We start from the raw sequence: 21,602 nt of genomic DNA, 5'->3' as shown, positions 1-21,602 counted from the left end.
CCACGAATCCGCCCGCGAGTCGCCCGGTCCGAGCGCGCGAGTCGCCCGATATCCGCCCGCGAGTCGCCCGTCCTCGGTGCGCGGTGGGTCGGGGCGTGCCGTCTCACTGGGCGGCGGAGGCCGCCGTCGGTCCACCCGGCCCGCGAAGGGGCTTGGCGAAGAACCGGCTGTTCGGGGAGTCGCGGTAGTGCCCGAACGACGGCACCGGCTCGTACCCCGCGCTGGGGTAGAGGGCCATCGCCTCGGGCTGCGCGGTGCCGCTCTCCAGCACCGCGCGGCGCCGCCCGGCCGCGGCGGCCGTGCGCTCCAGCTCGGCGAGCACGGCACGGGCGTACCCCCGCCCCCGATGCTCCGTGGCGACGAACATCCGCTTGATCTCGGCGTCGCCCGCACGCAGTGCCGGGTCGTCCCGGTCGTCACGGGCGCGCCAGCCACCGCAGGCGACCGGCTCCCCGGCCACGTAACCGACCACGAACCAGCCGTCCGGGGCGTCGAACTCCCGGGGATCGAGCGGGGTGGAATCCTCGTCGCCGTACCGCACTCGGTACTCCTGCTGCAGCCCGGCAACCAGCGAGAGGGCGTCGGGGTGGTCGATGGGCAGGTGGCGCAGCCGGAGCACGGCCAGAGGTTACGTCGCGCCCCCGCGACCTAGACGGGGCCGGGCTGCGGCACGGGCTGCCGTCCCCTGCGCGCCACCACGGCAAGGCTGAGCAGCGCGAGCGCGGCGGGCCCGAGCAGCAGCACGGGGTAGCCGGCCAGCGGGGTCAGGGCCGCCAGCACCACCGGGATCAGGAACCCCACGTAGGTGAGCGTGTAGTAGACGGCGGTGAGTCCGCCGAGGTGCTCGGGGGCGGCCATGCGCTGCACCTCGAGCAGGCCCGCCACCAGGCACAGGCCGTAGGCCGCTCCCAGTACCGCCGCAGCCGGGACGGCGAGCCACGGGGAGTTGAGCGCCACGGCGCCCGCGGCGACCAGGATGCCGACGACCGTCGCGGCGAGCCCCGCCCTGGCGGCGAGCACGGGGGAACGCCGGTCGAGCCGGCGCGCCCACGGCTGCACCGCCACCCCGGTCGCCAGGGTGAGGGAGGTGAGCACGGTGGCGTAGATCAGGCCGAGTCCCGCGACCTCGTGTTCCAGCGCGGCAGGCTGCACGGCGAAGGAGATGGCCGGGCCGCCGAACACCCACGGCGCCATGGGCGCCACGACCCGTCGGAACCGGGCGGGCAAGGGCACCCGGAGCGACCCGCGGAGGCCGTGCCGCCGCATTGCGGCCACGACGCGCGTCTCGGGGACGCGCAGCAGCGCGCCGATCACCACCACCGTGATCACGGTGTGGACCACGTACGGCAGCTCCATCGGCAGCGGCGCCCACTGGGCCAGCACCCCGGCCACGAGCGGCCCCCCGCCGAAGCCCGCCGAGAGGGCCAGCGCCGCCCGGCGCGCACCCGCCCCGGCGTCGGCGGCCGGGTCCCACGGCGCCTGCGAGAGCTCCTTCACCCACGACGTGCCGACGGCCATGGCCACGCCGGTGACCACCCCGAACAGGAACCGTCCGACGTAGAGCGCTCCCTCCGACACCACGGGCACGCCGCCGAGGGCGAGCACGGCGCTCGCCGGCACCGACACGACCAGCGCGGGCAGCAGGAGCTTGCGGCGTCCCCACATGTCCGAGGCGGGACCGCCGAGCAGCAGCCCGGGGGCGAGCCCCGCGGCGTAGACGGCGAAGAACGCCGCGACCGTGACGGCCGAGTAGTGGCCCTGTTCGCGGTACAGCACCATCAACGGGCTGAACTGGTTGGCCCCGTAGCCGATCACGAACAGCGCAGCCGCCACCCGCACCCATGCCCGCAGCACGCTGCGTCCCTTCGGTCGTGCTCGTGCGCGGGTGGGAGTACTCCCGTACTCCTACCCGTGCCGGGACGCGGATCAGCCGGCCTTGGCCTTCTGCCGCCAGGTGGTGAGCGCCCGCTCGGTGTAGCCGTTGGGCTCCGAGCGGCCGGTGAACACGAGGTCGAGGGCCGCCTGGAACGACGGGCTGTTGTCCAGGTCCTTGGCCATCGGTTCGTAGCCGGGCTCGTTGGCGTTCTGCTCGTCGACCAGTGCGGCCATGCGGGCGAACGTCTCGCGCACCTGCGCCTCGTCGGTCAGGCCGTGGTGCAGCCAGTTGGCGATGAGCTGGCTGGAGATCCGCAGCGTGGCCCGGTCCTCCATGAGCCCGACTCCCTCGAGGTCGGGCACGGTCGAGCAGCCGATGCCCAGCCCCACCCAGCGCACGACGTAGCCGAGGATGGACTGGGCGTTGGTCTCCAGCTCGTGACGCTTCTCCTCGTCGGTGAGCTCGCCGGTCAGCAGCGGCACCTTCAGGAGCTCGCGCCGGTCGGTCTCCCGCCCGGCGAGCTCGCGCTGGCGGGCGGCGACGTCGGTGCGCAGGTAGTGCAGCGCGTGCAGCGTGGCGGCCGTCGGCGACGGCACCCACGCGGTGTTCGCGCCGGCCTCCGGCTGCGCGCCCTTCGTGTCGAGCATCTCCCGCATCGCGGCCGGCTTGGCCCACATGCCCTTGCCGACCTGGGCCTGGCCCCGGAACCCCGCGCGCAGCGCGACGTCGACGTTGCGGTCCTCGTAGGCGATCAGCCACGGGGTGCTCTTCATGTCGTTCTTGCGCACCACCGGGCCGGCCTCGAAGTCGGTGTGGATCTCGTCGCCGGTGCGGTCGAGGAACCCGGTGTTCACGAAGATCGTGCGGTCAGGTGCCTGCGCGATGCAGGCTTCGAGGTTGAGCGACGCGCGCTTCTCCTCGTCCATGATCCCGATCTTGAGGGTGGCCGGCTCCAGGCCGAGCGCCTCCTCGATCGCGGCGAACAGCTCCACCGTGAGCGCCACCTCGTCGGGCCCGTGCTGCTTCGGCTTCACGATGTAGACGCTCCCGGCGCGGGAGTTGGAGAACCGCCCGAGCCCGCGCAGGTCGTGCAGCGCCGCCGTGGCGGAGACCAGCGCGTCGAGCACGCCCTCGCCGATCGGGTCGCCGCCGGCGGTGCGGACGGCGTCGGTGCGCATGTGGTGCCCGACGTTGCGCACGAGCAGCAGCGAACGGCCAGGCACTGCGAGCTCGGAGCCATCGGGAGCGGTGTAGTGGCGGTCGCCGTTGACCTTGCGCTCGACGGTCTGGCCGCCCTTCTCGAACGTCGCGGTCAGCGCGCCGGTCATCAGGCCGAGCCAGGTGCGGTACGCGGCGGCCTTGTCCGGGCCGTCGACGGTGGCCACCGAGTCCTCGAAGTCGACGATCGTGGTGACGGCCGACTCGAGCGCGACGTCGGCCACATCGGCGTGGTGCTGGCGGCCGACGCGGTGCTCGGCGTCGATCGTGAGCTCGACGTGCAATCCGTTGCGCTGCAGCAGGACCGCATGCACGGCGTCCGGGTGCCCGTCGTCGTCCCTCCCGCCGTCGGAGCCGGCCCGGTGCCCGGCGAACTGGCCGGGATCGGCGAGGCCGACGTCGCCGTCCTTCGTCTCGACGACGAGCGCGCCGTCGCGCACCCGGTACGCGGTGGCGTCGGCGTGGCTGCCGGTGGCCAGCGGGAAGAGCTCGTCGAGCAGCGTGTCGGCCTCGGCGATCACCTGGGCGCCCCGGCGCTCGTCGTAGCCGGGCTCGAGCTCGTGGTCCAGCGGGAGGACGTCGGTGCCGTAGAGGGCGTCGAAGAGCGAGCCCCACCGGGCGTTGGCGGCGTTCAGCGCGTACCGCGGCACGGTGGAGGGGACCACCAGCTGCGGGCCGGCGATCTCGGCGATCTCGGCGTCGACCCGGGACACCTGCACCTGCGGCGACTCCGACGGGACCAGGTAGCCGATCTCGGTGAGGAACGTCTCCAGGGCCTCGACGTCGCCCGCACCGTGCTCCCGGTGCCAGCCGTCGATCTGCTCCTGCAGCTCGTCACGCCGAGCGAGCAGCTCCTCGGTCCGGCCGGCGAACCGCTCGTGGAGTGCCGCGCAGGTGGACCAGAACCACTCGGGCTCGAGGTCCAGGCCGGGCAGCAGCTCGTCGGCCACGAACGCCCGCAGCGCGGGGTCCACCTGCAGATCCGTCACGTCTCCACCATCCGCTCGTCGTCGGGCCCGGGGTCACGACAGGCATACCCCGGCTCGCCCCGTCCTGGAACATTCTTCTACCAGACGGACTGCGGATTCCGCATTGCGGAAGTATCAGGGAGACACCACTGCGGCCGGGGGAACGGGAGCGGCAGCAGCGGGACCGACCGCGCCGGTCAGTGCGAGCAGCAGTGCCAGTGCCGCGGCAACGACGAGACCCAGCTGCAACTGCCGACGTGGACCCAACGCTTCCAGCCTCCTGAGGCCTAGACACCGCTCGAATGACGGACGGTCTTGCCAGGATGACGACGCCGCGCGGTGATCGCGTGCGCACCCCGCGCAGAACCGGGTCGTACCGTACGCGGCCACCCAGATCACCCGAACGGCCCCTACCCCCGGCGCCGTGAGCAGGGAGATCCCGGTCGCAAGACCGACGATCTTCCCCAGGTCGTCGTAGTCTCGTCCGGGCATCGACGCATGTGACCGAAAGGGCGACCAGTGGCTCTGGACGGCGGAGTGCGGCAGGCGTTCGAGCGGGTGCTCGACCCGGCCGACGTGATCAGCAATCCGGTGAAGTGCCGGGCATACGAGTGCGACGGCCTCACCGGCTACCGGGTGGTGCCCGAACTGGTGCTGCTGCCCCGTGATGCGGCCCAGGTGGCTGCGGCGGTGCGGGTCTGCGCGGAGCACCGGGTGCCCTTCGTCGCCCGAGGCGCGGGCACCGGGCTCTCAGGCGGCGCGCTCCCGGTCGCCGACGGCGTGGTGATCAGCCTCGCCCGGCTCAAGCGGGTGCTCGAGGTCGACCCGGTGAACCGGCGCGCCGTCGTCGAGCCGGGCGTCACCAACCTGGAGATCACCGCGGCCGCCGCGCCGCACGGGCTGTACTACGCCCCCGACCCGTCCAGCCAGCAGGTCTGCACGATCGGCGGCAACGTCGCGGAGAACTCCGGCGGCGCCCACTGTCTGAAGTACGGGTTCACCACCAACCACGTGCTGTCCTTCGAGGTCGTGCTCCCCGACGGCTCGGTCGTCACGCTGGGCACCGACACCGGCGAGCAGGCCGGGCCCGACCTGCGCGGGGTGTTCCTCGGCTCGGAGGGCACGCTCGGGATCACCACGAAGATCGTGGTACGGCTGCTGCGCACACCGGAGTCGGTGCGCACGCTGCTCGCCGACTTCCCGTCCGTCGCCGCCGCGGGCGACGTCGTCTCCGACATCGTGGCCGCGGGGATCGTGCCCGCCGCCGTCGAGATGATGGACACGCTCGCCATCGAGGCAGCGGAGGAGGCCGTCCACGCCGGATACACGGTCGGCGTGCCCGCCGCGCTCGTCGTCGAGCTGGACGGCCCGGTCGAGGAGTGCGACGTCCAGTTCGAGCAGGTCAAGGAGATCTGCGACCGCCACGGCTGCACCCGGCTGCACATCGCGGGCTCTCCGGAGGAGCGGGCCGCGATCTGGCGCGGGCGCAAGGCGGCGTTCGCCGCCGTCGGCCGGATCTCCCCCGACTACTTCGTCCAGGACGGGGTGGTGCCGCGCACGCGGCTCGCCGAGGTTCTCGGCCGGATCGCCGATATGGGCGCCGACGCCGGGATCCGGGTGGCCAACGTGTTCCACGCCGGTGACGGCAACCTGCACCCGCTGGTGCTCTACAGCGCCGCCGCCGGGGAGACCGAGCGCGCCGAGAAGCTGTCGGGGCAGATCGCCGAGCTGTGCGTGGAGCTGGGCGGCTCGCTGTCGGGCGAGCATGGCATCGGCACCGACAAGGCGTGCTCGATGCCGAAGATGTTCTCCCGCGACGACCTCGCCGTCATGGCGCGGGTGCGTTCGGCCTTCGACCCGCAGGGCATCTGCAACCCGGGCAAGGTGCTGCCCACGCCCCGGCTGTGCGGGGAACGCCCCGGGAAGTACAAGCCGCACCCGCTGGAGGAGGCGGGCGTGATCGAGCGCCTGTGACCGCGCAACCACCACCACCAGCCACCACCCACGAGGAGGGACCGTGACGACGTCGACGACGCTGCGGCCGGATGACCTGCGGTCCGTCCGCGATGCACTGCTGGACACGGCAGGCACCGTGTCGATCACCGGCAGCGGCACGGCCGCGGACTGGGCCGGCCCGCTCGGCCCCGTGGACGCGGTCCTCGACACCACCGCGCTGACCGGTGTGCTCACCCACAACCCCGGGGACATGACGGTGTCCGTGCTCGCGGGCACCCCGTTGCGCACGCTCGCCGAGGAGCTGGCGTCCCACGGCCAGCACGTGTCGTTCGACGCCGCGCGCGTCGCCGACGGGGCCACGGTCGGCGGTCTGGTCGCCACGGCCGACGCCGGCCCGGCCGCGCTGGTCTTCGGCTCGCTGCGCGACCTGGTGATCGGGGTCACCATGGTGCTCGCCGACGGCACGGTGTCCCGCAGCGGCGGGCACGTGATCAAGAACGTGGCCGGGTACGACCTGGCGAAGCTGCTGCACGGTTCCTACGGCACGCTCGGCGTGCTCGTCGAGGTGGTGCTGCGGCTGCACCCCGTCCCGAAGCGCTCGGCCACGCTGGTGGTCGACTGCTCGCTCGACGAGGCGCGCGAGCACGCGGCGAGCCTGCTCGGCGGACAGTACGAACCCGCGGCGCTGGAGTGGATCTCCGACGACGGCCACGGGCAGCTGATCGTGCGCATCGACGGCACCGCGGACGCGGTGTCGGGCAGGCTGCAGCGGCTGCGCGAGGTGCTCGGGTCCGGCGCCAGGGACGCCTCGGACACCGGACCGGACGCAGGGCCGGACTCGGGGGCGGACTCGGGGGCCGACCCGTGGGCGCGGCACGCCGCGCTGGTGCGGGGCGCGCCCGGGCTCGCGGTCCTGCGGATCGGGGCCAAGCCGAGCCTGCTGCCCGGGCTGATCACCGACCTGCGGGCCGACACCGTCACCGCGGGCCTCGGCACCGGCGTCGCCACCGTCGCACTGGATCCGGAGGCCGTCGCCGACGCCCACGCTCTCGTCCACGCGGCGGGAGGCACGTCCGTGCTGCGGACCCGCCCGCCCGGGTCGGACGTCCCGGCGTGGGGACCCCCGCCGTCCGCGCTCGCCGTACTGAAGGCCGTGAAGAACGAGTTCGACCCGTTGGGACGGTTCGGCCCCGGCCGCTTCGCCCCGTGGCTCGTGACCCCACACGATGCGGAAGGTTCCCGATGACGACCCCCGCCGGCTCCGCCGACACCAATCTCCCGCAGACCGGGCCGTCCGCCTACGACGACCGCCGCCCGCCGGAGCGCGAACTGCTCGACGACTGCGTGCACTGCGGCTTCTGCCTGCCCACCTGCCCCACCTACCAGCTCTGGGGCGAGGAGATGGACTCTCCGCGCGGCCGGATCTACCTGATGGACCTCGCGCAGAAGGGCGAGATCGGGCTGGAGGGGCCGTTCACCGAGCACATCGACCAGTGCCTCGGCTGCATGGCGTGCGTGACCGCCTGCCCCTCGGGCGTGCAGTACGACCGGCTCCTGGAGTCGGTGCGACCGCAGATCGAGCGCAACGTCGAGCGGACGCCGTCGGACCGGCTGTTCCGCAACGCGATCTTCGCGTTGTTCCCGTACAAGCGGCGCCTGCGCGCAGCAGCCCTGCCCGGGGCGTTCTACCAGCGGCTGCGGCGGGTGCCGGCCGTCGCGAAGCTCGCGGAGAAGCTCCCCGGCAGGCTCGCCGCGATGGAGTCGCTGCTGCCGCCGGTGTCGGTGCGCGAGGCGTTCGCCCGGCTGCCCACCTACACCCCTGCCGTCGGCGAGCGGCGGGCGCGGGTCGCGCTGCTCTCGGGCTGCGTGCAGGACGTGTTCTTCCACCGCGTCAACGAGGCCACCGTCCGCGTGCTCGCGGCCGAGGGCTGTGACGTGCTGGTCCCCGCCGAGCAGCAGTGCTGCGGCGCGCTGGAGCTGCACTCCGGCCGGGAGGAGAGCGCGCTCGTCCGGGCCAGGCGGGAGATCGCGGTCTTCGAGAAGCTCGACGTGGACCACGTGGTCACCAACGTCGCGGGCTGCGGTTCGTCGATGAAGGAGTACGGCCACCTGCTCTCCGACGACCCGGAGTGGGCCGAGCGGGCCGCGGCGTTCAGCGCCCGCGTGCGCGACGTGCACGAGGTGCTCGCCGACCTCGGGCCACGGGCGCCGCGCCACCCGTTCCGCGGCCGGGTGGCCTACCACGACGCCTGCCACCTCGGGCACGCCCAGAAGGTGCGCGCCCAGCCGCGTGCGGTGCTGCGGTCGATCCCGGACCTGCAGCTGGTGGACCTGCCGGAGGCCGAGCTGTGCTGCGGCTCCGCCGGGATCTACAACATGGTGATGCCGGACGCCGCGGCCGAGCTCGGGGCCCGCAAGGCGGCCAACGTCCGGTCCGTGGCACCCGACGTGATCGTCACCGCGAACCCCGGCTGCCTGCTGCAGATCGGCAAGCACCTCGGGACCACCGACGGCGCGGCGGACGGCGGCCCGATCCCGCTGCTGCACCCGATGCAGCTGCTGGACGCGTCGATCCGAGGGGTCCCGGTGCCGCGCAGCTGACCGTCCTGCCGGATTCGTCGGGGTGGGGCCCTACGGTCTGCGCCATGGGCATCGACTGGACCACGCAGCTCGTCGACCAGCTCGAGTGGCACTGGCAGGGCCTCGTGCGTCCCAAGCTCGACGGTCTCACCGACGAGGAGTACTTCTGGGAGCCCGCTGCGGGGTCCCAGGAGAGCTCGTCGTCGTGGAGCGTGCGCCCGCGGGGCACCTCCGGCGCGCCGGTGCAGGCCGGGAGCGGGGAGTTCACCATCGACTTCGCGTTCCCCCCGCCCGAGCCGCCCCCGTTCACCACCATCGCGTGGCGGCTGGGGCACATCATCGTCGGGGTGTTCGGGGCGCGCGCCGCGTCCCACTTCGGTGGCCCGGCGGTCGGCTACGACGACTTCGCCTACGCGGGCACCGCCGAGGAGGCGCTGCGCCAGCTCGACGAGACGCACGACGCGTGGGTCACGGGTGTGCGCGGGCTGGACGCCGACGGGCTCGCCCGGGCCGTCGGGCCGGCGGAGGGTCCGTTCGCCGAGCACCCGATGGCCGCGCTCGTGCTGCACATCCACCGCGAGGCGATCCACCACGGGGCGGAGATCCTGCTGCTGCGCGACCTTTTCCGGGCCAAAAGGATGTAACGGACAGTTAGACCAACGCGGTTACGCCGAATGGGCTAGCTCACCGTGCCGGACCAGGAACGACACCCCACACTGCGCGACCATGTGGGCCACCGTTGATCTGCTGATTCCCTCCGCTGTACCCCGACCACCGGACGCCGTGCTGGCCTTCTACCAACAAGATCCCGAGGCCGTCGGCGGTTCGCTCGGGCTCTCCGCGCTCGTCTCCGTGGTGCCGCTGGCCGTCGTGCTGGTGCTGCTGGGTGTGCTGCGGGTCAAGGCACAGTGGGCTGCGTTGGCCGGCCTGGCCGCGGCGCTGGTGGTGGCGATCATCGGCTTCGCGATGCCGGTGGGCATGGCCCTGTCGGCCGCCGCACACGGGGCCGTGTACGGGCTCTTCCCCATCCTGTGGATCGTGGTCAACGCCCTCTGGGTGTTCAACATGACCGTGGCCACCGGGCACTTCGACGTGCTGCGTCGCAGCTTCGGGGCGTTGTCGATCGACCAGCGCACGCAGGCGATCCTGGTGGCGTTCTGCTTCGGCGGGCTGCTGGAGGCCCTCGCCGGGTTCGGGGCGCCGGTCGCGATCACGTCGGTGATGCTCGTGGCGCTCGGGTTCAAGCCGCTCAAGGCCGCCGTGGTCGCGCTGGTGGCCAACACCGCTCCCGTCGCGTTCGGGGCGATGGGCGTGCCGGTGATCACGCTCGCCCGCGTCACCGGCCTGCCGCTGGACCAGGTGGCGTCCATGGTCGGACGGCAGACGCCGCTGCTCGCGCTGTTCGTCCCGCTGGTGCTGGTGTTCATCGTCGACGGCAGGCGCGGCGTGCGGGAGGCCTGGGTGCCTGCCGTGGCGTGTGGCGTGGTGTTCGCCATCGGACAGTTCCTGACGTCGAACTTCTTCTCCGTCGAGCTCACCGACATCGTCGCGTCGTTGCTGGGTGCGATCGTCGTGTTCGCGCTGGCGCGGATCCGCCCGCAGGCGGTGTGGGCGGCCCGGCAGTCGACGCTGGCCGCGGCGGGCGGTCCGGGCACGTCGGCGAAGCCCGACTCCCCCACCGAGGTGCGCAAGGCCTACGCGCCCTACGTGATCATCGTGGTGGTCTTCGCGCTGGCCCAGCTCCCCGGGCTCAAGCCGCTGATCGACTCGTTGAAGATCGCGTTCACGTGGCCGTTCCTCGACGTGGTCGGTATCGACGGCAAGCCGCACAGCACCACGATGTTCTCGCTGACCTGGCTGTCCTCGGCCGGCACCCTGATGGTGATCGCCGGGGTCATCGTGGCCGCGGTCCTGGGGGTGGGGGCCCGGCGTGCGCTCGCCACCTGGGGACGCACCGTGGTCGACCTGAAGTGGGCGATTCTCACGGTGGCCTCGGTGCTGGCGCTGGCCTACGTCATGAACGCCTCGGCGCAGACCACCTCGATCGGTCTGTTCGTGGCCGGTGCCGGTGGAGCGCTGGTGTTCCTGTCGCCGGTGCTCGGCTGGCTCGGCGTGGCCGTGACGGGGTCCGACACCTCGGCCAACGCGCTGTTCGGGGCCCTGCAGGTCACCGCGGCCCAGGGCGCCGGACTGCCTCCCGAGCTGCTGGCCGGGGCCAACTCCTCGGGAGGCGTGCTCGGCAAGATGCTCTCGCCGCAGAACCTCACGATCGCCGCGGCCGCCGTGAAGCTCGAGGGCCAGGAAGGCGTGCTGCTGCGCAAGGTGATCGGCTGGAGCCTCGGGATGCTCGTGGTGCTGTCGGTGCTCATCGCGCTGCAGGCCACCCCGGTGCTGGGCTGGATGCTGCCGTAGCCGCCGCTACGCGCTCTTGAGCTGAGCGCGTTCGATGACGGTTCCGACGTCGAGGCCGGCCGGGAGGGTGCCGAGCACCTGACCCCGGTCGGCGTCGAGGCGGGAGGCACAGAAGCCGTCGGCGACCGCGGGGTGCCCGTGCCGGATGAGCAGCGACGCCTGCACCGCGAGTGCCATCTGCTCGACCAGGCGCCGGGCCCCGAACTGGACGCCCGGGTCCCGCGGGTCGGCCGCCGCCACCGCAGCCAGGTCGGTGCGCAGGCGGGCGACGGCCGAGTCGTAGCGGCGGTCGGCGCCCACCGCGTCGTCGAGCTCACCGAGGAACGCCACTGCCGCCTCCGGCTCCCGGCGCAGCACCCTCAGCACGTCGAGCGCGGCGACGTTGCCCGAGCCCTCCCACACGGAGTTGAGCGGCGCCTCGCGGTACAGGCGCGGCATGCCGGAGTCCTCGACGTACCCGTTGCCGCCGAGGCACTCGAGCGCCTCGGCGGCGTGGATGGACGTCCGCTTGCAGATCCAGTACTTGCCGACGGCGCCGGCCAGCCGCCGGAACGCCGCTTCGGTGCGGTCCCCACGGACGGCGCGGTCGGTGGCGCCCGCGAGGCGCATCGCCAGCGCGACGGCGGCCTCGCTCTCCAGTGCCAGATCGGCCAGCACGTTGCGCATCAGCGGCTGGTCGCGCAGGTAGGCGCCGAACGCCTGGCGGTGCGTGGCGTGGTGGACGGCCGCCACCGTGGCCGCCCGCATCCCGGCAGCGCTCCAGATGGTGACGGCCAGGCGCGAGAGGTTAACCATCTCCATGATCACCCGCAGGCCGTCGCCCTCCTCGGCGATCAGCCACGCCGCGGCGTCGTCGTACTCGAGCTCGGCCGAGGCGTTCGACCGGTTCCCGAGCTTGTCCTTGAGCCGCTGCAGATGCATCCGGTTGTGGGTGCCGTCGGGCAGGACCCGGGGCAGCAGGAAGCAGGACAGGCCGCCGGGCGCCTGGGCGAGCACCAGGAACACGTCGCACATGGGCGCCGAGGTGAACCACTTGTGGCCGGTCAACCGGTAGCTGCCGTCCGCGGAGCGGACCGCGCGGGTGGTGTTGGCCCGCACGTCCGAGCCGCCCTGCTTCTCGGTCATCGACATCCCGGCGAGCAACCCCGGCTTGCCCAGCGGGGGCCGCGACCCCGGTTCGTACTCCCGGGCGGCCAGCAACGGCTCGTAGGCGGCTGCCAGCTCGGGAGCCTGGCGCAGGCTCGGCACCACCGCGTAGGTCATCCCGATCGGGCACATGTGCCCGGCCTCCACCTGGCTCCAGGCATAGGTGGCGGCGGCGTGCGCGACGTGCGCGCCGGGCCGGTCGTCCCGCCACGGTGCGGCGGTCAGGCCCAGCCGGACCGCGGTGCCGATGAGCTCGTGCCACGCCGGGTGGAACTCGACCTCGTCGATCCGGTGTCCGACACGGTCGTGGGTGCGCAGCACGGGCGAGTGCCCGTCGGCCAGCCGGGCCCACTCGCGGGCCTGCTCGCTGCCGGCCAGCAGGCCCGCCGCGTGCACGTCGGCCTCCGCCCAGCCCGCACCCTCCCGGTGCAGCGCCTCGAGCAGCGCGGGATCGGCCGCGGTGTCGACGTCGCCCAGCGGGGGAACCTGGTTGAACACATCGTGTGTAGCGGACATTCGGCATCTCCTGAGTCAGGACGGCGGTGAGGCGGCAGCCAGCACCGACCGGACGACCTGCGCCCACCGGTCGATCAGCGGCTCGTCCTCCTTGACGCGCTCGTGCAGCGCGGCGCTGATCGTCAGGCCGCGCATCAGCTGGACGGTCAGCTCCACCACGAGGGGGTAGGAGGGGGCGGCGACGATCTCCGGGCCGAACACCCCGTCGATCACGGCGTAGAGCTCCTTGCGGGCTCCGCGTTCGGCGGCCCGCAGGGCCTCCCGCAGGCGGTGGTCGGTGCGCGCGGCGCCCCACAGCTCGAGCTCCGCGCCGAAGGACGGGCGCCTGCTCGCGCGGCGGAGCACCCACATGCCGCGGGTGACCGGATCGGCCCCGGCCGGGGCCGCCGCCAGCTCCGCCCACATGGCTTCGAGGTTGACCTGCACCAGCCGGTGGACCGCCGCGGTGAAGAGCTGCTCCCTCGTCGGGAAGTGGTGCAGGAGCGCGCCCCGGCTCAGGCCGGCCCGACGCTGCACCTCCACCGTGGTCGTGGCGGCGAAACCCTCCTCGATGAGCGACTCGACCGCCACGTCGACGATCCGACGGTAGGTGGCGGCGCGCTGGTCGTCCCGAGACGTCATGAGCGTTTGCCACCTTTCACCGTCAGTGCTGACTGTGAAAAACTAGCACCGGACGGCCGGAGATGTGCCGGGAACGTGCCGACGATCACCCGGAGCGGGCTGCCTCAGCGGGCGAAGTGGTCCCAGCCGCCGGGGCCGCCGTCGTAGAGCCTGCCGTCCACCAGCACCGCGGGCTCGCCCCGCCGGACCGCACCGATGGTGGTCCAGCCGTCGGGGACCTCCGGACCGGGGAACGTGGCCGCGAGCGCGTGGTCCTCACCCCCGGTGAGCAGCCAGTGCAGCGGGTCGACACCGAGCGCGGCACCGACGTCGACCAGCCGGGCGGGCATGTCGAAGGCGCGGCTGCGCACATCGAGCAGCACCCCGGACGCCCGCGCGACGTGCCCGAGGTCGGCGATCAGGCCGTCCGAGATGTCGATCATGGAGGTGGCGCCGGCCAGCGCCGCCTGCGGTCCGGCCGCATACGGCGGCTCGGGCACCCGGTGCGCGCCCACCACGGCCGCGGGCGACCGGAACCCGCGCGCCAGCACGGCGAGGCCCGCCGCCGACCAGCCGACCCGCCCGCACAGCGCCAGCACCTCACCCGGACGCGCTCCCGCGCGCGTCACCGGCTCCCGGCCCTCCAGCGATCCGAGCGCTGTGACGGAGAGCACCAGCGTCGGAGACGACGCCACGTCACCGCCGACCACCCCGACGCCTGCGAGCTCGGCCTCCGCCCACAACCCGTCGACCAGGCCCGTCAGCGTCTCGACGGCCGTGTCCTTGCGGCACGCGAGCCCGACGAGCAGCGCCGTCGGCACCGCGCCCATCGCCGCGACGTCCGCCAGGTTCGCCGCCGCGGCCTTGCGTCCGACCTGGTCGGGAGCCGACCAGTCGAGCCGGAAGTGCACGCCCTCGACCAGGACGTCGGTGCACGCGACCACCCGCCCGTCGGGTGCGGCCACCACCGCCGCGTCGTCGCCCGGCCCGAGCAGCGTGCCCGCGGGCTGCACGCGTCCGGTGGTCATCCGGCTGATCAGACCGAACTCGCCGATGCCCGCGAGTGTGTTCTCCGCCTCGGCGTCGCCGATGGGGGGCGGGAACGATGTCGGCACAGTGGCCACCTCCGGTACGTTCGGCTTCCGACTTTCCTACCCCGGAGAGCTCGACCGATGTGGAAGGGGCACGCCGTGGTGCAGGCTTACATCCTGGTGCAGACGGAGGTCGGCAAGGCCGCAGCCGTGGCTGCGGAGATCTCCGGCATCACCGGCGTGGTCTCCGCGGAGGACGTGACGGGCCCCTACGACGTCATCGTCCGCGCGGAAGCCGAGGACGTCGACCTACTTGGTCAACTCGTAGTTGCCCAGGTCCAGGGCGTCGGAGGCATCACGCGGACCCTCACCTGTCCGGTGGTCCACCTCTCCTCCTGACCATGCCTCCGTCAGTTCGCTCCCGGCCCTCCACCCCGGTCGTCATCGCGATCGCGTTGCCGCTGCTGCTCGCCGTGGTGGTGGCCGCGATATCCATCACAGCGCGGGTCCGCGGGCTCGGCGAGCCCGCGCCGCCCCCGCCGGCGACCGGCCCGCTGGCGGTCGTCCCCGTGGACGCCCCGGACGCCACCGGCCCGGACTGCGGCAAGGTTCTCGCCGCGCTCCCCGCCGAGCTGGGCGACCCGGGTGACGCCCTGCCGACGCGTCCGCTGGCCGAGCCCGCGCCGCCCGGGGTGCGGGCCTGGGTGGCCGCCCCTCAGCCGGTCGTGCTCCGCTGCGGGCTTCCGCGGCCCGTCGAGCTGACCCCCACCTCGGCCCTCCTGGAGATCAACGGGGTGCAGTGGCTCCAGCTCTCCGACGATGCGCCCAACCCGCAGGTGGTCAGCTACGTCACCGTGGACCGCCCGGTGTACGTGGTGGTCACCGAGCCGGTCGACTCCGGCAGCGGACCGCTGCAGCAGGTGTCCGACGTGGTCCGGGGAGCCCTGCCGGCGGTACCTGTCAAAGTGCGCTAGCCGGAGCTGTTAGCCGCGTCTAACATCAGTCGTCATGGTGACTATGTCGCGCGCCACCGAGGACTACCTGAAGACGATCTTCAACCTCGCCCACCGCGCGGAACCGGTCACCGCCAGCCTGCTGGCCCACGAGCTGGGCGTGTCCTCCCCGTCGGTCTCCGCCATGGTCAAACGGCTGGAGGACGGCGAGCTCCTCACGCGACCGGACCACCGGTTGCTGCAGCTCACCCCCACCGGGGAACGCGCCGCGCTGCGCGTGGTGCGCCGCCACCGGCTGCTGGAGACCTTCCTCGCGCGCATGCTCGACGTGCCGTGGGACGAGGTGCACGCCGAGGCCGAACTGCTGGAGCACGCGCTGTCCGAGCGGCTCGAGGAGCGCATCGACGCCGCGCTGGGCCATCCCACCCACGACCCGCACGGCGACCCCATCCCGCCGCGCGACGGGCCGCACGAGGAGGACTGGGGCGAGGCGCTGGCCGCCGTGCCGCCCGGCCGCCGGTTCCGCGTGGAGCGCGTCTCGGACCGCGACAGCGCGGCGCTGCGCTACCTCGGCGACCTCGGGGTGCTCCCCGGCGTCGTGGTCACGGTCGAGGAGCAGGCCCCCTTCGGCGGTCCGCGCTGGGTGCGGGTCGGCGACGAGCGCCACCCCCTCGGCGAGCCGCTCACGCACCTGGTGCACGGCCACGTCGTCGGCGGGGACGCCTCGTGACGGCCACGAAGGGCGCCGCGCCCACCGTCGACGAGCTCAGGGCCCGGGGCGGCCTGCGGGGCAGGCTCGCGTTCTTCGGTCCGGCCATCGTCGCCGCGATCGCCTACGTCGACCCCGGCAACTTCGCCACCAACTTCTCGGCCGGCGCCGAGTTCGGTTACCTGCTGCTGTGGGTGATCGTCGGCGCGAACCTGCTGGCGATGCTCATCCAGACGCTCTCCGCCAAGCTCGGGCTGGCCACCGGGCGCAACCTGCCGGAGATGTGCCGGGAACGGTTCCCCCGCCCGGTCACCCGCGTGATGTGGGTGCAGGCCGAGCTCGTGGCCATCGCCACCGACCTCGCCGAGGTGATCGGCGGGGCGATCGCGCTGCACCTGCTGTTCGGCATCCCGCTGCTCACCGGCGGGGTGATCACCGGGATCGTCGCGTTCGCTCTGCTGGCCCTGCAGGGCAAGGGCTACCGCCCGTTCGAGCTGGCCATCGCCGGGTTGTTCGCCGTGATCCTGCTCGGGTTCCTCAGCACCGTGCTGCGCATCGGCATCGACACGGGCGACGCCGTCGCCGGGCTCGTCCCCCGCTTCGAGGGCACCGACAGCCTCCTGCTGGCCACCGGCATCCTCGGCGCCACCGTGATGCCCCACGTCATCTACCTGCACTCCGCGCTCACGAACACCCGCATCCCCGCCACCTCCGTGAGCGACCGCCGGTTCCTGCTGCGCTACCAGCAGCTCGACGTCCTCGTCGGGATGGGGCTGGCCGGGCTGATCAACGCGTCCATGCTGCTGATCTCCGCGGCGCTGTTCTTCGGCTCCGACGTGCCCGCCACCGACACCCTGGAAGGCGTCCACGCCGGCCTGGCCCGGGTGCTCGACCAGCCGGCGGCGTTCGCGTTCGCGCTGGCCCTGCTCGCGTCGGGCTTCGCGTCGTCCGGGGTCGGCACCTACGCGGGGCAGGTGGTGATGCAGGGGTTCATCCGCCGCCGGATCCCGCTGCTGCTGCGCAGGCTCCTCACCATCACCCCGGCGCTCGTCGTGCTGGGTGTCGGCTGGGACCCCACCCGGGCGCTCGTGCTCTCCCAGGTGGTGCTGTCGTTCGGCATCCCGTTCGCGCTGGTACCGCTGGTGCTGCTCACCCGCCGCCGGGACGTGATGGCCGAGCTGGTCAACCGGCGGATCACCACCGTGGTGGCCGGCCTGGCCGCGACGGTGATCATCGGGCTCAACGCCTTCCTGATCTACCGGACGGTGACCGGGGGCTGAGGGGTCAGCGCAGGCCGGTGCCTCGGGCGACGGCCGTCTCCACGAGGGTGGTGAGCAGCGTCGGGTAGTCGATCCCCGTCACCGACCAGGCGCGCGGGAACATCGAGATCGGGGTGAAGCCGGGTATCGTGTTGACCTCGTTGACGGTCAGCTCCCCGCTCGGGCCCACGAAGAAGTCGACGCGGGCCAGACCCTGGCCGTCGAGCGCCCGGAACGCGGCCACCGCCATCTCGCGGAGCCGTTCGGACTCCGCGTCGCCCAGCTTGGCGGGGATGTCGAACTCGCAGACGTCGTCGAGGTACTTGGCCTCGAAGTCGTAGAACTCCGGCGCGCTGCCGTCGGCGCCCGTGCCCACGATGCGGATCTCGGCGGGCACGCTCGCCCGGACCGTCCCGTCCGGGAACTCCAGGACGGCGACCTCCACCTCGCGGCCCACCACCGCGGCCTCCACCAGCACCTTCGGGTCGTGCTCGCGCGCCAGCGCGATCGCGTCGTCGAGTGCGGCCCAGTCGGTGACGCGGGTGATGCCCACGGACGACCCCGCCCGCGCGGGCTTCACGAACACCGGGAGCCCCAGCCGGTCGCGCTGCTCGGGGGTGAGCGTGGCGGTGCCCGGACGGAGCACCACGAGGTCGCCGACGGGCAGACCGTCGGCCGCCAGCAGCTTCTTGGCGAACTCCTTGTCCATCGCGGCCGCGCTCGCGAGCACCCCGGCTCCGACGTAAGGGACGCCCGCCATCTCCAGCAGCCCCTGGATGGTGCCGTCCTCCCCGAACGGCCCGTGCAGCACCGGGAACACCACGTCGACGCCGGAGAAGACCTCCCCCGCCCGGTCGGGGTCGAGGACCACGAGCCCGCCGCGCGTCGGGTCGCCGGGCAGGGCCAGCGCCGTGCGGGACTCGTCGACCGAGGGCAGCGCGCGGCCGGACAACGCCAGCTCACGTGGGTCGTCGGTGCCGAGCACCCAGGCTCCGGTGGTGGTGATGCCCACCGGCACGACCTCGAAGCGCTCCCGGTCGAGGTGGGAGAGCACCGACCCAGCGGAGATGCAGGAGATCGCGTGCTCGCTGCTGCGGCCACCGAACACCACGGCCACCCGCACCTTGTCCCGGCTCATGGCGCCCGAGAGTAGGCGGAGTGGCTCCACCGGGCAGACGGGGGCTCCCGCGAGCCGGGCGGCAGGTTCACCCGCCGTCCGGGGGTCCCGTGCCGGCGGGCTGCCGGCCCGATCCGCCCCGCCGCGGTCAGGAGCCGAAGCGCTGCTCGAGGTCGCCGATCTCGGGCAGACCGATGAGGTCGGTGAACTCGCCGAACGCCGGCAGCCCCGGCAGCGCCGCCGCCGGGGTGCCGTCCGCCTTGAGCGTCGCCAGCAGGGCTCGGATCCCGGCCGTCGCGGCCAGCAGGGTCCCGATCGGGTACAGCACGAGCGCGAACCCGAGCTCGCCGATCCGCTGCAGCGGCAGCGGCGGGGTCCTGCCGCCCTCGGCCCAGTTGAACACCAGCGGAGCCACGCCCGCGAGCACGCGCGCCACCCGCGCGATGTCGTCCTCGCTGGTCGGAGCCTCGACGAACAGCAGATCGGCCCCCGCCTCGGCGTACGCCCCGGCCCGGGCGATCGCGGCGTCCAGGCCCTCGACGGCCGCGGCGTCGGTGCGGGCGATGAGCACCAGATCGGGGTCGCGACGGGCGGCGACGGCGGCGCGGATCTTCCCGGCCATCTCCCCGGCGGGGATCACCGCCTTGCCGCTCATGTGGCCGCACTTCTTCGGCGTCACCTGGTCCTCGAGGTGGATGCCGGCCACCCCGGCCTGCTCGTAGGCCTGCACCGTGCGCACCACGTTGATCGCGTTGCCGTAGCCGGTGTCGGCGTCCGCGATGACCGGGAGGTCCACCGCGGCGACGATCCGCCGGGCGTTGTCGACCATCTCGGCTCCGGAGAGCAACCCCACGTCGGGCCGTCCGATGAGGGAGGCCGTGGTGCCGAAACCGGTCATGTAGACGACGTCGAACCCGGCCTGCTCCACGAGCCGGGCCGAGAGACCGTCGTACGCGCCCGGCGCGAGCACCGGGCCCGAGCCGTCCTCCAGCAGCTCCCGCAGCCGGGCACGGGGCGCACTCGGCCCCCGCAACAACCTGCTCACCGTCAATCCTTCCGCCGAGTCGTACCCAGACATACCCGCGAGTCGCCCGTTCCGTGCCCGCGAGTCGCCCACGCAGCGTGCCCCCCGGTGCCCCGGAGTTGTCCACAGGTTCGACGAAACGGCCCCGCCGGAGGGAGCCGGTCGCCCACCCTCGTGGGCATGTCGATCCCGAACGCCGCGGACGCCCCGCTCCTGCTCACCGACGCCGACGTGCTGCAGCGCGTCACCGACCTGGTCGGGGCGGCCGCCGCCGTCCGGCAGCTCTGGCTGATGTTCGTCGACGGGGACGGCCGGCAGGCGCCGGTCGTCTTGCCCATCGCCGACATGCCCCGACGCCCGCAGGACGGCCCGCTCGAGGGTCTCTCCCGGATCCTGGCCGGGCTGCGCGGGGAGCTGGACACCGATCTGGGCCCGGGCTCGGTGATCCTCACGTTCGAACGTGTCGGCGTCGACACGGTGCTCCCGGCCGACCGCGAGTGGGCTGCGGCACTGGCGCTCACCTGCGAGCAGGCCGGGATGGCACTGCGCGGCGTGTTCCTCAGCACCAGCGGAGGCGTGCGCAGGCTCGGGTGACGGAGCCCGCGGGGTGCCAGACTGGGCCCATGGCTGGACCCGACGTCGCACCCGACCTCGCCCCCGTCCACCGCATCGTGCCCCGGGAGAGCGGGCTCGCGAGCGTGAGCGTCGTGCGGGCCGATGGCACACCACACTCCTCGCTGGTCAACGCGGGGGTGCTCGACCATCCGATCACGGGACGCCCCGTCGTCGGCTACGTCACCTACGGCCCGGTCAAGCTGCGCAACCTGCGCGCACGACCGGCGACGTCGGTGTTGTGGCGGGCCGGCTGGCAGTGGGCGGGCGTCGACGGCACCAGCGAGCTGATCGGTCCCGACGACCCGGCCGACGGAATCGATGCCGAGGGCTTGCGGCTGCTGCTGCGGGCCGTGTTCGCCGGCGCGGGCGGCACCCATGACGACTGGGACGCCTACGACCGTGTGATGCGCGAGGAGCGCCGGGTGGCGGTGTTGATCGAGCCGCAGCGCGTCTACGGCAACGCCTGACCCGACTCCCGGGCCATTCCCCGGATCCGCTCGGCCTGCTCGAGCTGCAGCGCCCGGCCGCGCTCGAGGAAGTCGGCGATCACCTCGAGCTCGGCCACCGTCCGGCGCTGCAGCTCATGCACGCCCGCGGCACCGACGGGCTCGTAGATCCGCATCGCCTGCTCCCGGGCCGACGGCGTCAGCTCCACGACGGCGCGCCGGCGGTCGTCGGGGTCGGGGTCCCGGGTGAGGTGGCCCCGAGCCACGAGCCGCTGGATCGCCGTGGTGGCTGCGGCCGGGCTCAGCCCGACGGCCTCGGCCACCTGCCCGGCGGTGAGCGGACGCTCCACCACCGCGCCGAGGATGCGCAGGTCGGTGCGGTTGACGCCGAACAGGTCGGCCGCGGCCGCGTCCACGGCGTCGGCCGCGCTGCCGAACTGCTCGGCGGCACGGGCAGCCCGCTCGACAGCAGATTGCTTCGACACTCGAAGGAGTTTACCCTGGCCCCATTACTTCGACGATCGAAGGGATTTCCGTGCAGACACAGCAGCTGCCGTCGTGGCTCCCGGTGGCCAACCGCATCGTGCGGACGTTGCACCGGATCGGGCTGCCACTCGGCACCATCCACCTCCTGACCGTCCCCGGCCGCCGCACGGGACAGTCCCGGACCACGCCCGTCTCGCCGCTCACCGTGGACGGGCACCGGTACGTCGTGGCCGGACTGCCACAGTCCGACTGGGCGCGCAACGCGAGGGCAGCCGGCCGCGGCGAGCTCGTGCGCGGCAGGCGGCGCCGCGGCGTCACGCTGCGGGAGGTGGCCGACCCCGACCTCCGCCGCGCGGTCATGCGCGCCTTCCCCACCGAGGTGCCGCACGGCGTGGACTTCTTCGTCCGCATCGGGCTGGTCGACCGGGCCGACCCCGACCAGTTCGCCGCGGCGGCCGAGCGCGTGGCCGTCTTCGAGGTCCGCGACGCGTCCGCACGCCCCTGACCCGCCACGCCGTGGACCGGGCGACTCGCCGACGCGAAACGGGCGACTCGCCGACGCGAAACGGGCGACTCGCCGACGCGAAACGGGCGACTCGCGGGGCGGGAACGGGCGACTCGCGGGTATGTCTGGGTACGACTCGGCGGAAGGATTGACGGTGAGCAGGTTGTTGCGGGGGCCGAGTGCGC

22 protein-coding genes are annotated in these 21,602 nt (G+C 73.3%); 12 read left to right on the top strand and 10 right to left on the bottom strand.

Annotated features, from left to right (window positions below):
- Positions 1–103: 103 nt before the first annotated feature.
- From HF577_RS29215 to HF577_RS39440, 4 genes are all read right to left on the bottom strand, one after another.
- A complete protein-coding gene (locus tag HF577_RS29215) occupies positions 104–625 on the bottom strand; it encodes a GNAT family N-acetyltransferase (protein WP_211175014.1) in 522 nt (173 codons plus the stop codon).
- 23 nt (positions 626–648) lie between these two features.
- The gene (locus HF577_RS29210; RefSeq protein ID WP_169399201.1) at positions 649–1,854 is read right to left on the bottom strand and encodes an MFS transporter; all 1,206 of its coding nucleotides are present in this window, start codon (positions 1,852–1,854) and stop codon (positions 649–651) included.
- A 72-nt stretch (positions 1,855–1,926) separates the two neighbouring features.
- A complete protein-coding gene (locus tag HF577_RS29205) occupies positions 1,927–4,083 on the bottom strand; it encodes a malate synthase G (RefSeq protein WP_169399200.1) in 2,157 nt (718 codons plus the stop codon).
- 114 nt (positions 4,084–4,197) lie between these two features.
- A complete protein-coding gene (locus HF577_RS39440; RefSeq protein WP_281359897.1) occupies positions 4,198–4,329 on the bottom strand; it encodes a hypothetical protein in 132 nt (43 codons plus the stop codon).
- 252 nt (positions 4,330–4,581) lie between these two features.
- Here HF577_RS39440 and HF577_RS29200 point away from each other — a divergent pair, with 252 nt between their 5' ends.
- From HF577_RS29200 to HF577_RS29180, 5 genes are all read left to right on the top strand, one after another.
- Complete coding sequence (locus HF577_RS29200; RefSeq protein ID WP_312859445.1) at positions 4,582–6,036, top strand: FAD-linked oxidase C-terminal domain-containing protein; 1,455 nt, start codon at positions 4,582–4,584, stop codon at positions 6,034–6,036.
- Positions 6,037–6,079: 43 nt separating this feature from the next.
- Positions 6,080–7,264 carry an FAD-binding oxidoreductase gene (locus HF577_RS29195; RefSeq protein ID WP_169399199.1) on the top strand — a complete coding sequence of 395 codons (1,185 nt, stop codon included), beginning with the start codon at positions 6,080–6,082 and terminating at the stop codon, positions 7,262–7,264.
- Positions 7,261–8,619, top strand: a complete 1,359-nt coding sequence (locus HF577_RS29190) for a (Fe-S)-binding protein (RefSeq protein ID WP_169399198.1) — start codon at positions 7,261–7,263, stop codon at positions 8,617–8,619. Before HF577_RS29195 ends, HF577_RS29190 begins: the two co-directional genes overlap by 4 nt.
- Positions 8,620–8,663: 44 nt before the next feature.
- Positions 8,664–9,242 (top strand): DinB family protein, encoded by a 579-nt coding sequence (locus HF577_RS29185; RefSeq protein ID WP_169399197.1) that lies wholly within the window; start codon positions 8,664–8,666, stop codon positions 9,240–9,242.
- Between the two features lie 82 nt (positions 9,243–9,324).
- The gene (locus HF577_RS29180; RefSeq protein ID WP_169399196.1) at positions 9,325–11,010 is read left to right on the top strand and encodes an L-lactate permease; all 1,686 of its coding nucleotides are present in this window, start codon (positions 9,325–9,327) and stop codon (positions 11,008–11,010) included.
- A gap of 6 nt (positions 11,011–11,016) precedes the next feature.
- Here the strand turns inward: HF577_RS29180 and HF577_RS29175 are convergent, their stop codons facing one another.
- The 3 genes from HF577_RS29175 to HF577_RS29165 form a co-directional block, all read right to left on the bottom strand.
- A complete protein-coding gene (locus HF577_RS29175; protein ID WP_169399195.1) occupies positions 11,017–12,672 on the bottom strand; it encodes an acyl-CoA dehydrogenase family protein in 1,656 nt (551 codons plus the stop codon).
- 15 nt (positions 12,673–12,687) lie between these two features.
- A complete protein-coding gene (locus HF577_RS29170; RefSeq protein ID WP_169399194.1) occupies positions 12,688–13,293 on the bottom strand; it encodes a TetR/AcrR family transcriptional regulator in 606 nt (201 codons plus the stop codon).
- 104 nt (positions 13,294–13,397) lie between these two features.
- Positions 13,398–14,387, bottom strand: coding sequence for a thiamine-phosphate kinase (locus tag HF577_RS29165; protein ID WP_312859444.1), 990 nt, complete (start codon positions 14,385–14,387; stop codon positions 13,398–13,400).
- Between the two features lie 75 nt (positions 14,388–14,462).
- Between HF577_RS29165 and HF577_RS29160 the strand changes: the two genes are divergently transcribed.
- The 4 genes from HF577_RS29160 to HF577_RS29145 are packed head-to-tail and all read left to right on the top strand — an operon-like array spanning position 14,463 to position 17,245.
- Entirely contained in the window at positions 14,463–14,702 is a 240-nt protein-coding gene (locus HF577_RS29160) for an Lrp/AsnC ligand binding domain-containing protein (protein WP_169399193.1), read from the top strand.
- Positions 14,703–14,704: 2 nt separating this feature from the next.
- On the top strand, positions 14,705–15,277 hold the full coding sequence (locus HF577_RS29155; RefSeq protein ID WP_169399192.1) for a DUF3515 domain-containing protein: 573 nt from the start codon (positions 14,705–14,707) through the stop codon (positions 15,275–15,277).
- A gap of 34 nt (positions 15,278–15,311) precedes the next feature.
- Positions 15,312–15,986 (top strand): metal-dependent transcriptional regulator, encoded by a 675-nt coding sequence (locus HF577_RS29150; protein ID WP_169399191.1) that lies wholly within the window; start codon positions 15,312–15,314, stop codon positions 15,984–15,986.
- On the top strand, positions 15,983–17,245 hold the full coding sequence (locus tag HF577_RS29145; RefSeq protein ID WP_169399190.1) for an Nramp family divalent metal transporter: 1,263 nt from the start codon (positions 15,983–15,985) through the stop codon (positions 17,243–17,245). The genes HF577_RS29150 and HF577_RS29145 overlap by 4 nt, the downstream gene beginning before the upstream one ends.
- Before the next feature lie 4 nt (positions 17,246–17,249).
- On the opposite strand, the gene HF577_RS29140 is transcribed toward HF577_RS29145, so the two are convergent.
- On the bottom strand, positions 17,250–18,362 hold the full coding sequence (locus tag HF577_RS29140; RefSeq protein WP_169399189.1) for a D-alanine--D-alanine ligase family protein: 1,113 nt from the start codon (positions 18,360–18,362) through the stop codon (positions 17,250–17,252).
- A gap of 127 nt (positions 18,363–18,489) precedes the next feature.
- On the bottom strand, positions 18,490–19,386 hold the full coding sequence (locus HF577_RS29135; RefSeq protein WP_312859443.1) for an isocitrate lyase/PEP mutase family protein: 897 nt from the start codon (positions 19,384–19,386) through the stop codon (positions 18,490–18,492).
- 159 nt (positions 19,387–19,545) lie between these two features.
- On the opposite strand from HF577_RS29135, the gene HF577_RS29130 reads away from it, so the two are divergent.
- Both HF577_RS29130 and HF577_RS29125 read left to right on the top strand, forming a co-directional pair.
- Positions 19,546–19,959, top strand: a complete 414-nt coding sequence (locus HF577_RS29130; protein WP_169399187.1) for a nucleoside phosphorylase-I family protein — start codon at positions 19,546–19,548, stop codon at positions 19,957–19,959.
- A gap of 29 nt (positions 19,960–19,988) precedes the next feature.
- On the top strand, positions 19,989–20,447 hold the full coding sequence (locus HF577_RS29125) for a TIGR03618 family F420-dependent PPOX class oxidoreductase (protein ID WP_169399186.1): 459 nt from the start codon (positions 19,989–19,991) through the stop codon (positions 20,445–20,447).
- On the opposite strand, the gene HF577_RS29120 is transcribed toward HF577_RS29125, so the two are convergent.
- Positions 20,432–20,911, bottom strand: a complete 480-nt coding sequence (locus HF577_RS29120; RefSeq protein ID WP_169399185.1) for a MarR family transcriptional regulator — start codon at positions 20,909–20,911, stop codon at positions 20,432–20,434. The genes HF577_RS29125 and HF577_RS29120 overlap by 16 nt on opposite strands.
- A gap of 50 nt (positions 20,912–20,961) precedes the next feature.
- Between HF577_RS29120 and HF577_RS29115 the strand changes: the two genes are divergently transcribed.
- Positions 20,962–21,417 (top strand): nitroreductase/quinone reductase family protein, encoded by a 456-nt coding sequence (locus tag HF577_RS29115; protein WP_211175008.1) that lies wholly within the window; start codon positions 20,962–20,964, stop codon positions 21,415–21,417.
- Positions 21,418–21,602: the final 185 nt, after the last annotated feature.

The sequence above is a fragment of the Pseudonocardia xinjiangensis genome (assembly GCF_012911925.1).
Lineage (GTDB): Bacteria > Actinomycetota > Actinomycetes > Mycobacteriales > Pseudonocardiaceae > Pseudonocardia > Pseudonocardia xinjiangensis.
The sequence above is the reverse complement of the archived record's forward strand: the minus strand, read 5'-3'. Positions and strand labels throughout refer to the sequence as shown.

What these genes read in the sequence shown, in the direction of transcription:
- HF577_RS29155 (WP_169399192.1), top strand. Translation starts at nt 14,705, where the DNA reads ATGCCTCCGTCAGTTCGCTCCCGGCCCTCCACCCCGGTCGTCATCGCG.
- HF577_RS29170 (WP_169399194.1), bottom strand. Translation starts at nt 13,293, where the DNA reads ATGACGTCTCGGGACGACCAGCGCGCCGCCACCTACCGTCGGATCGTC.
- HF577_RS29175 (WP_169399195.1), bottom strand. Translation starts at nt 12,672, where the DNA reads ATGTCCGCTACACACGATGTGTTCAACCAGGTTCCCCCGCTGGGCGAC.
- HF577_RS29190 (WP_169399198.1), top strand. Translation starts at nt 7,261, where the DNA reads ATGACGACCCCCGCCGGCTCCGCCGACACCAATCTCCCGCAGACCGGG.
- HF577_RS29185 (WP_169399197.1), top strand. Translation starts at nt 8,664, where the DNA reads ATGGGCATCGACTGGACCACGCAGCTCGTCGACCAGCTCGAGTGGCAC.
- HF577_RS29130 (WP_169399187.1), top strand. Translation starts at nt 19,546, where the DNA reads ATGTCGATCCCGAACGCCGCGGACGCCCCGCTCCTGCTCACCGACGCC.
- HF577_RS29180 (WP_169399196.1), top strand. Translation starts at nt 9,325, where the DNA reads ATGTGGGCCACCGTTGATCTGCTGATTCCCTCCGCTGTACCCCGACCA.
- HF577_RS29125 (WP_169399186.1), top strand. Translation starts at nt 19,989, where the DNA reads ATGGCTGGACCCGACGTCGCACCCGACCTCGCCCCCGTCCACCGCATC.
- HF577_RS29150 (WP_169399191.1), top strand. Translation starts at nt 15,312, where the DNA reads ATGGTGACTATGTCGCGCGCCACCGAGGACTACCTGAAGACGATCTTC.
- HF577_RS29140 (WP_169399189.1), bottom strand. Translation starts at nt 18,362, where the DNA reads ATGAGCCGGGACAAGGTGCGGGTGGCCGTGGTGTTCGGTGGCCGCAGC.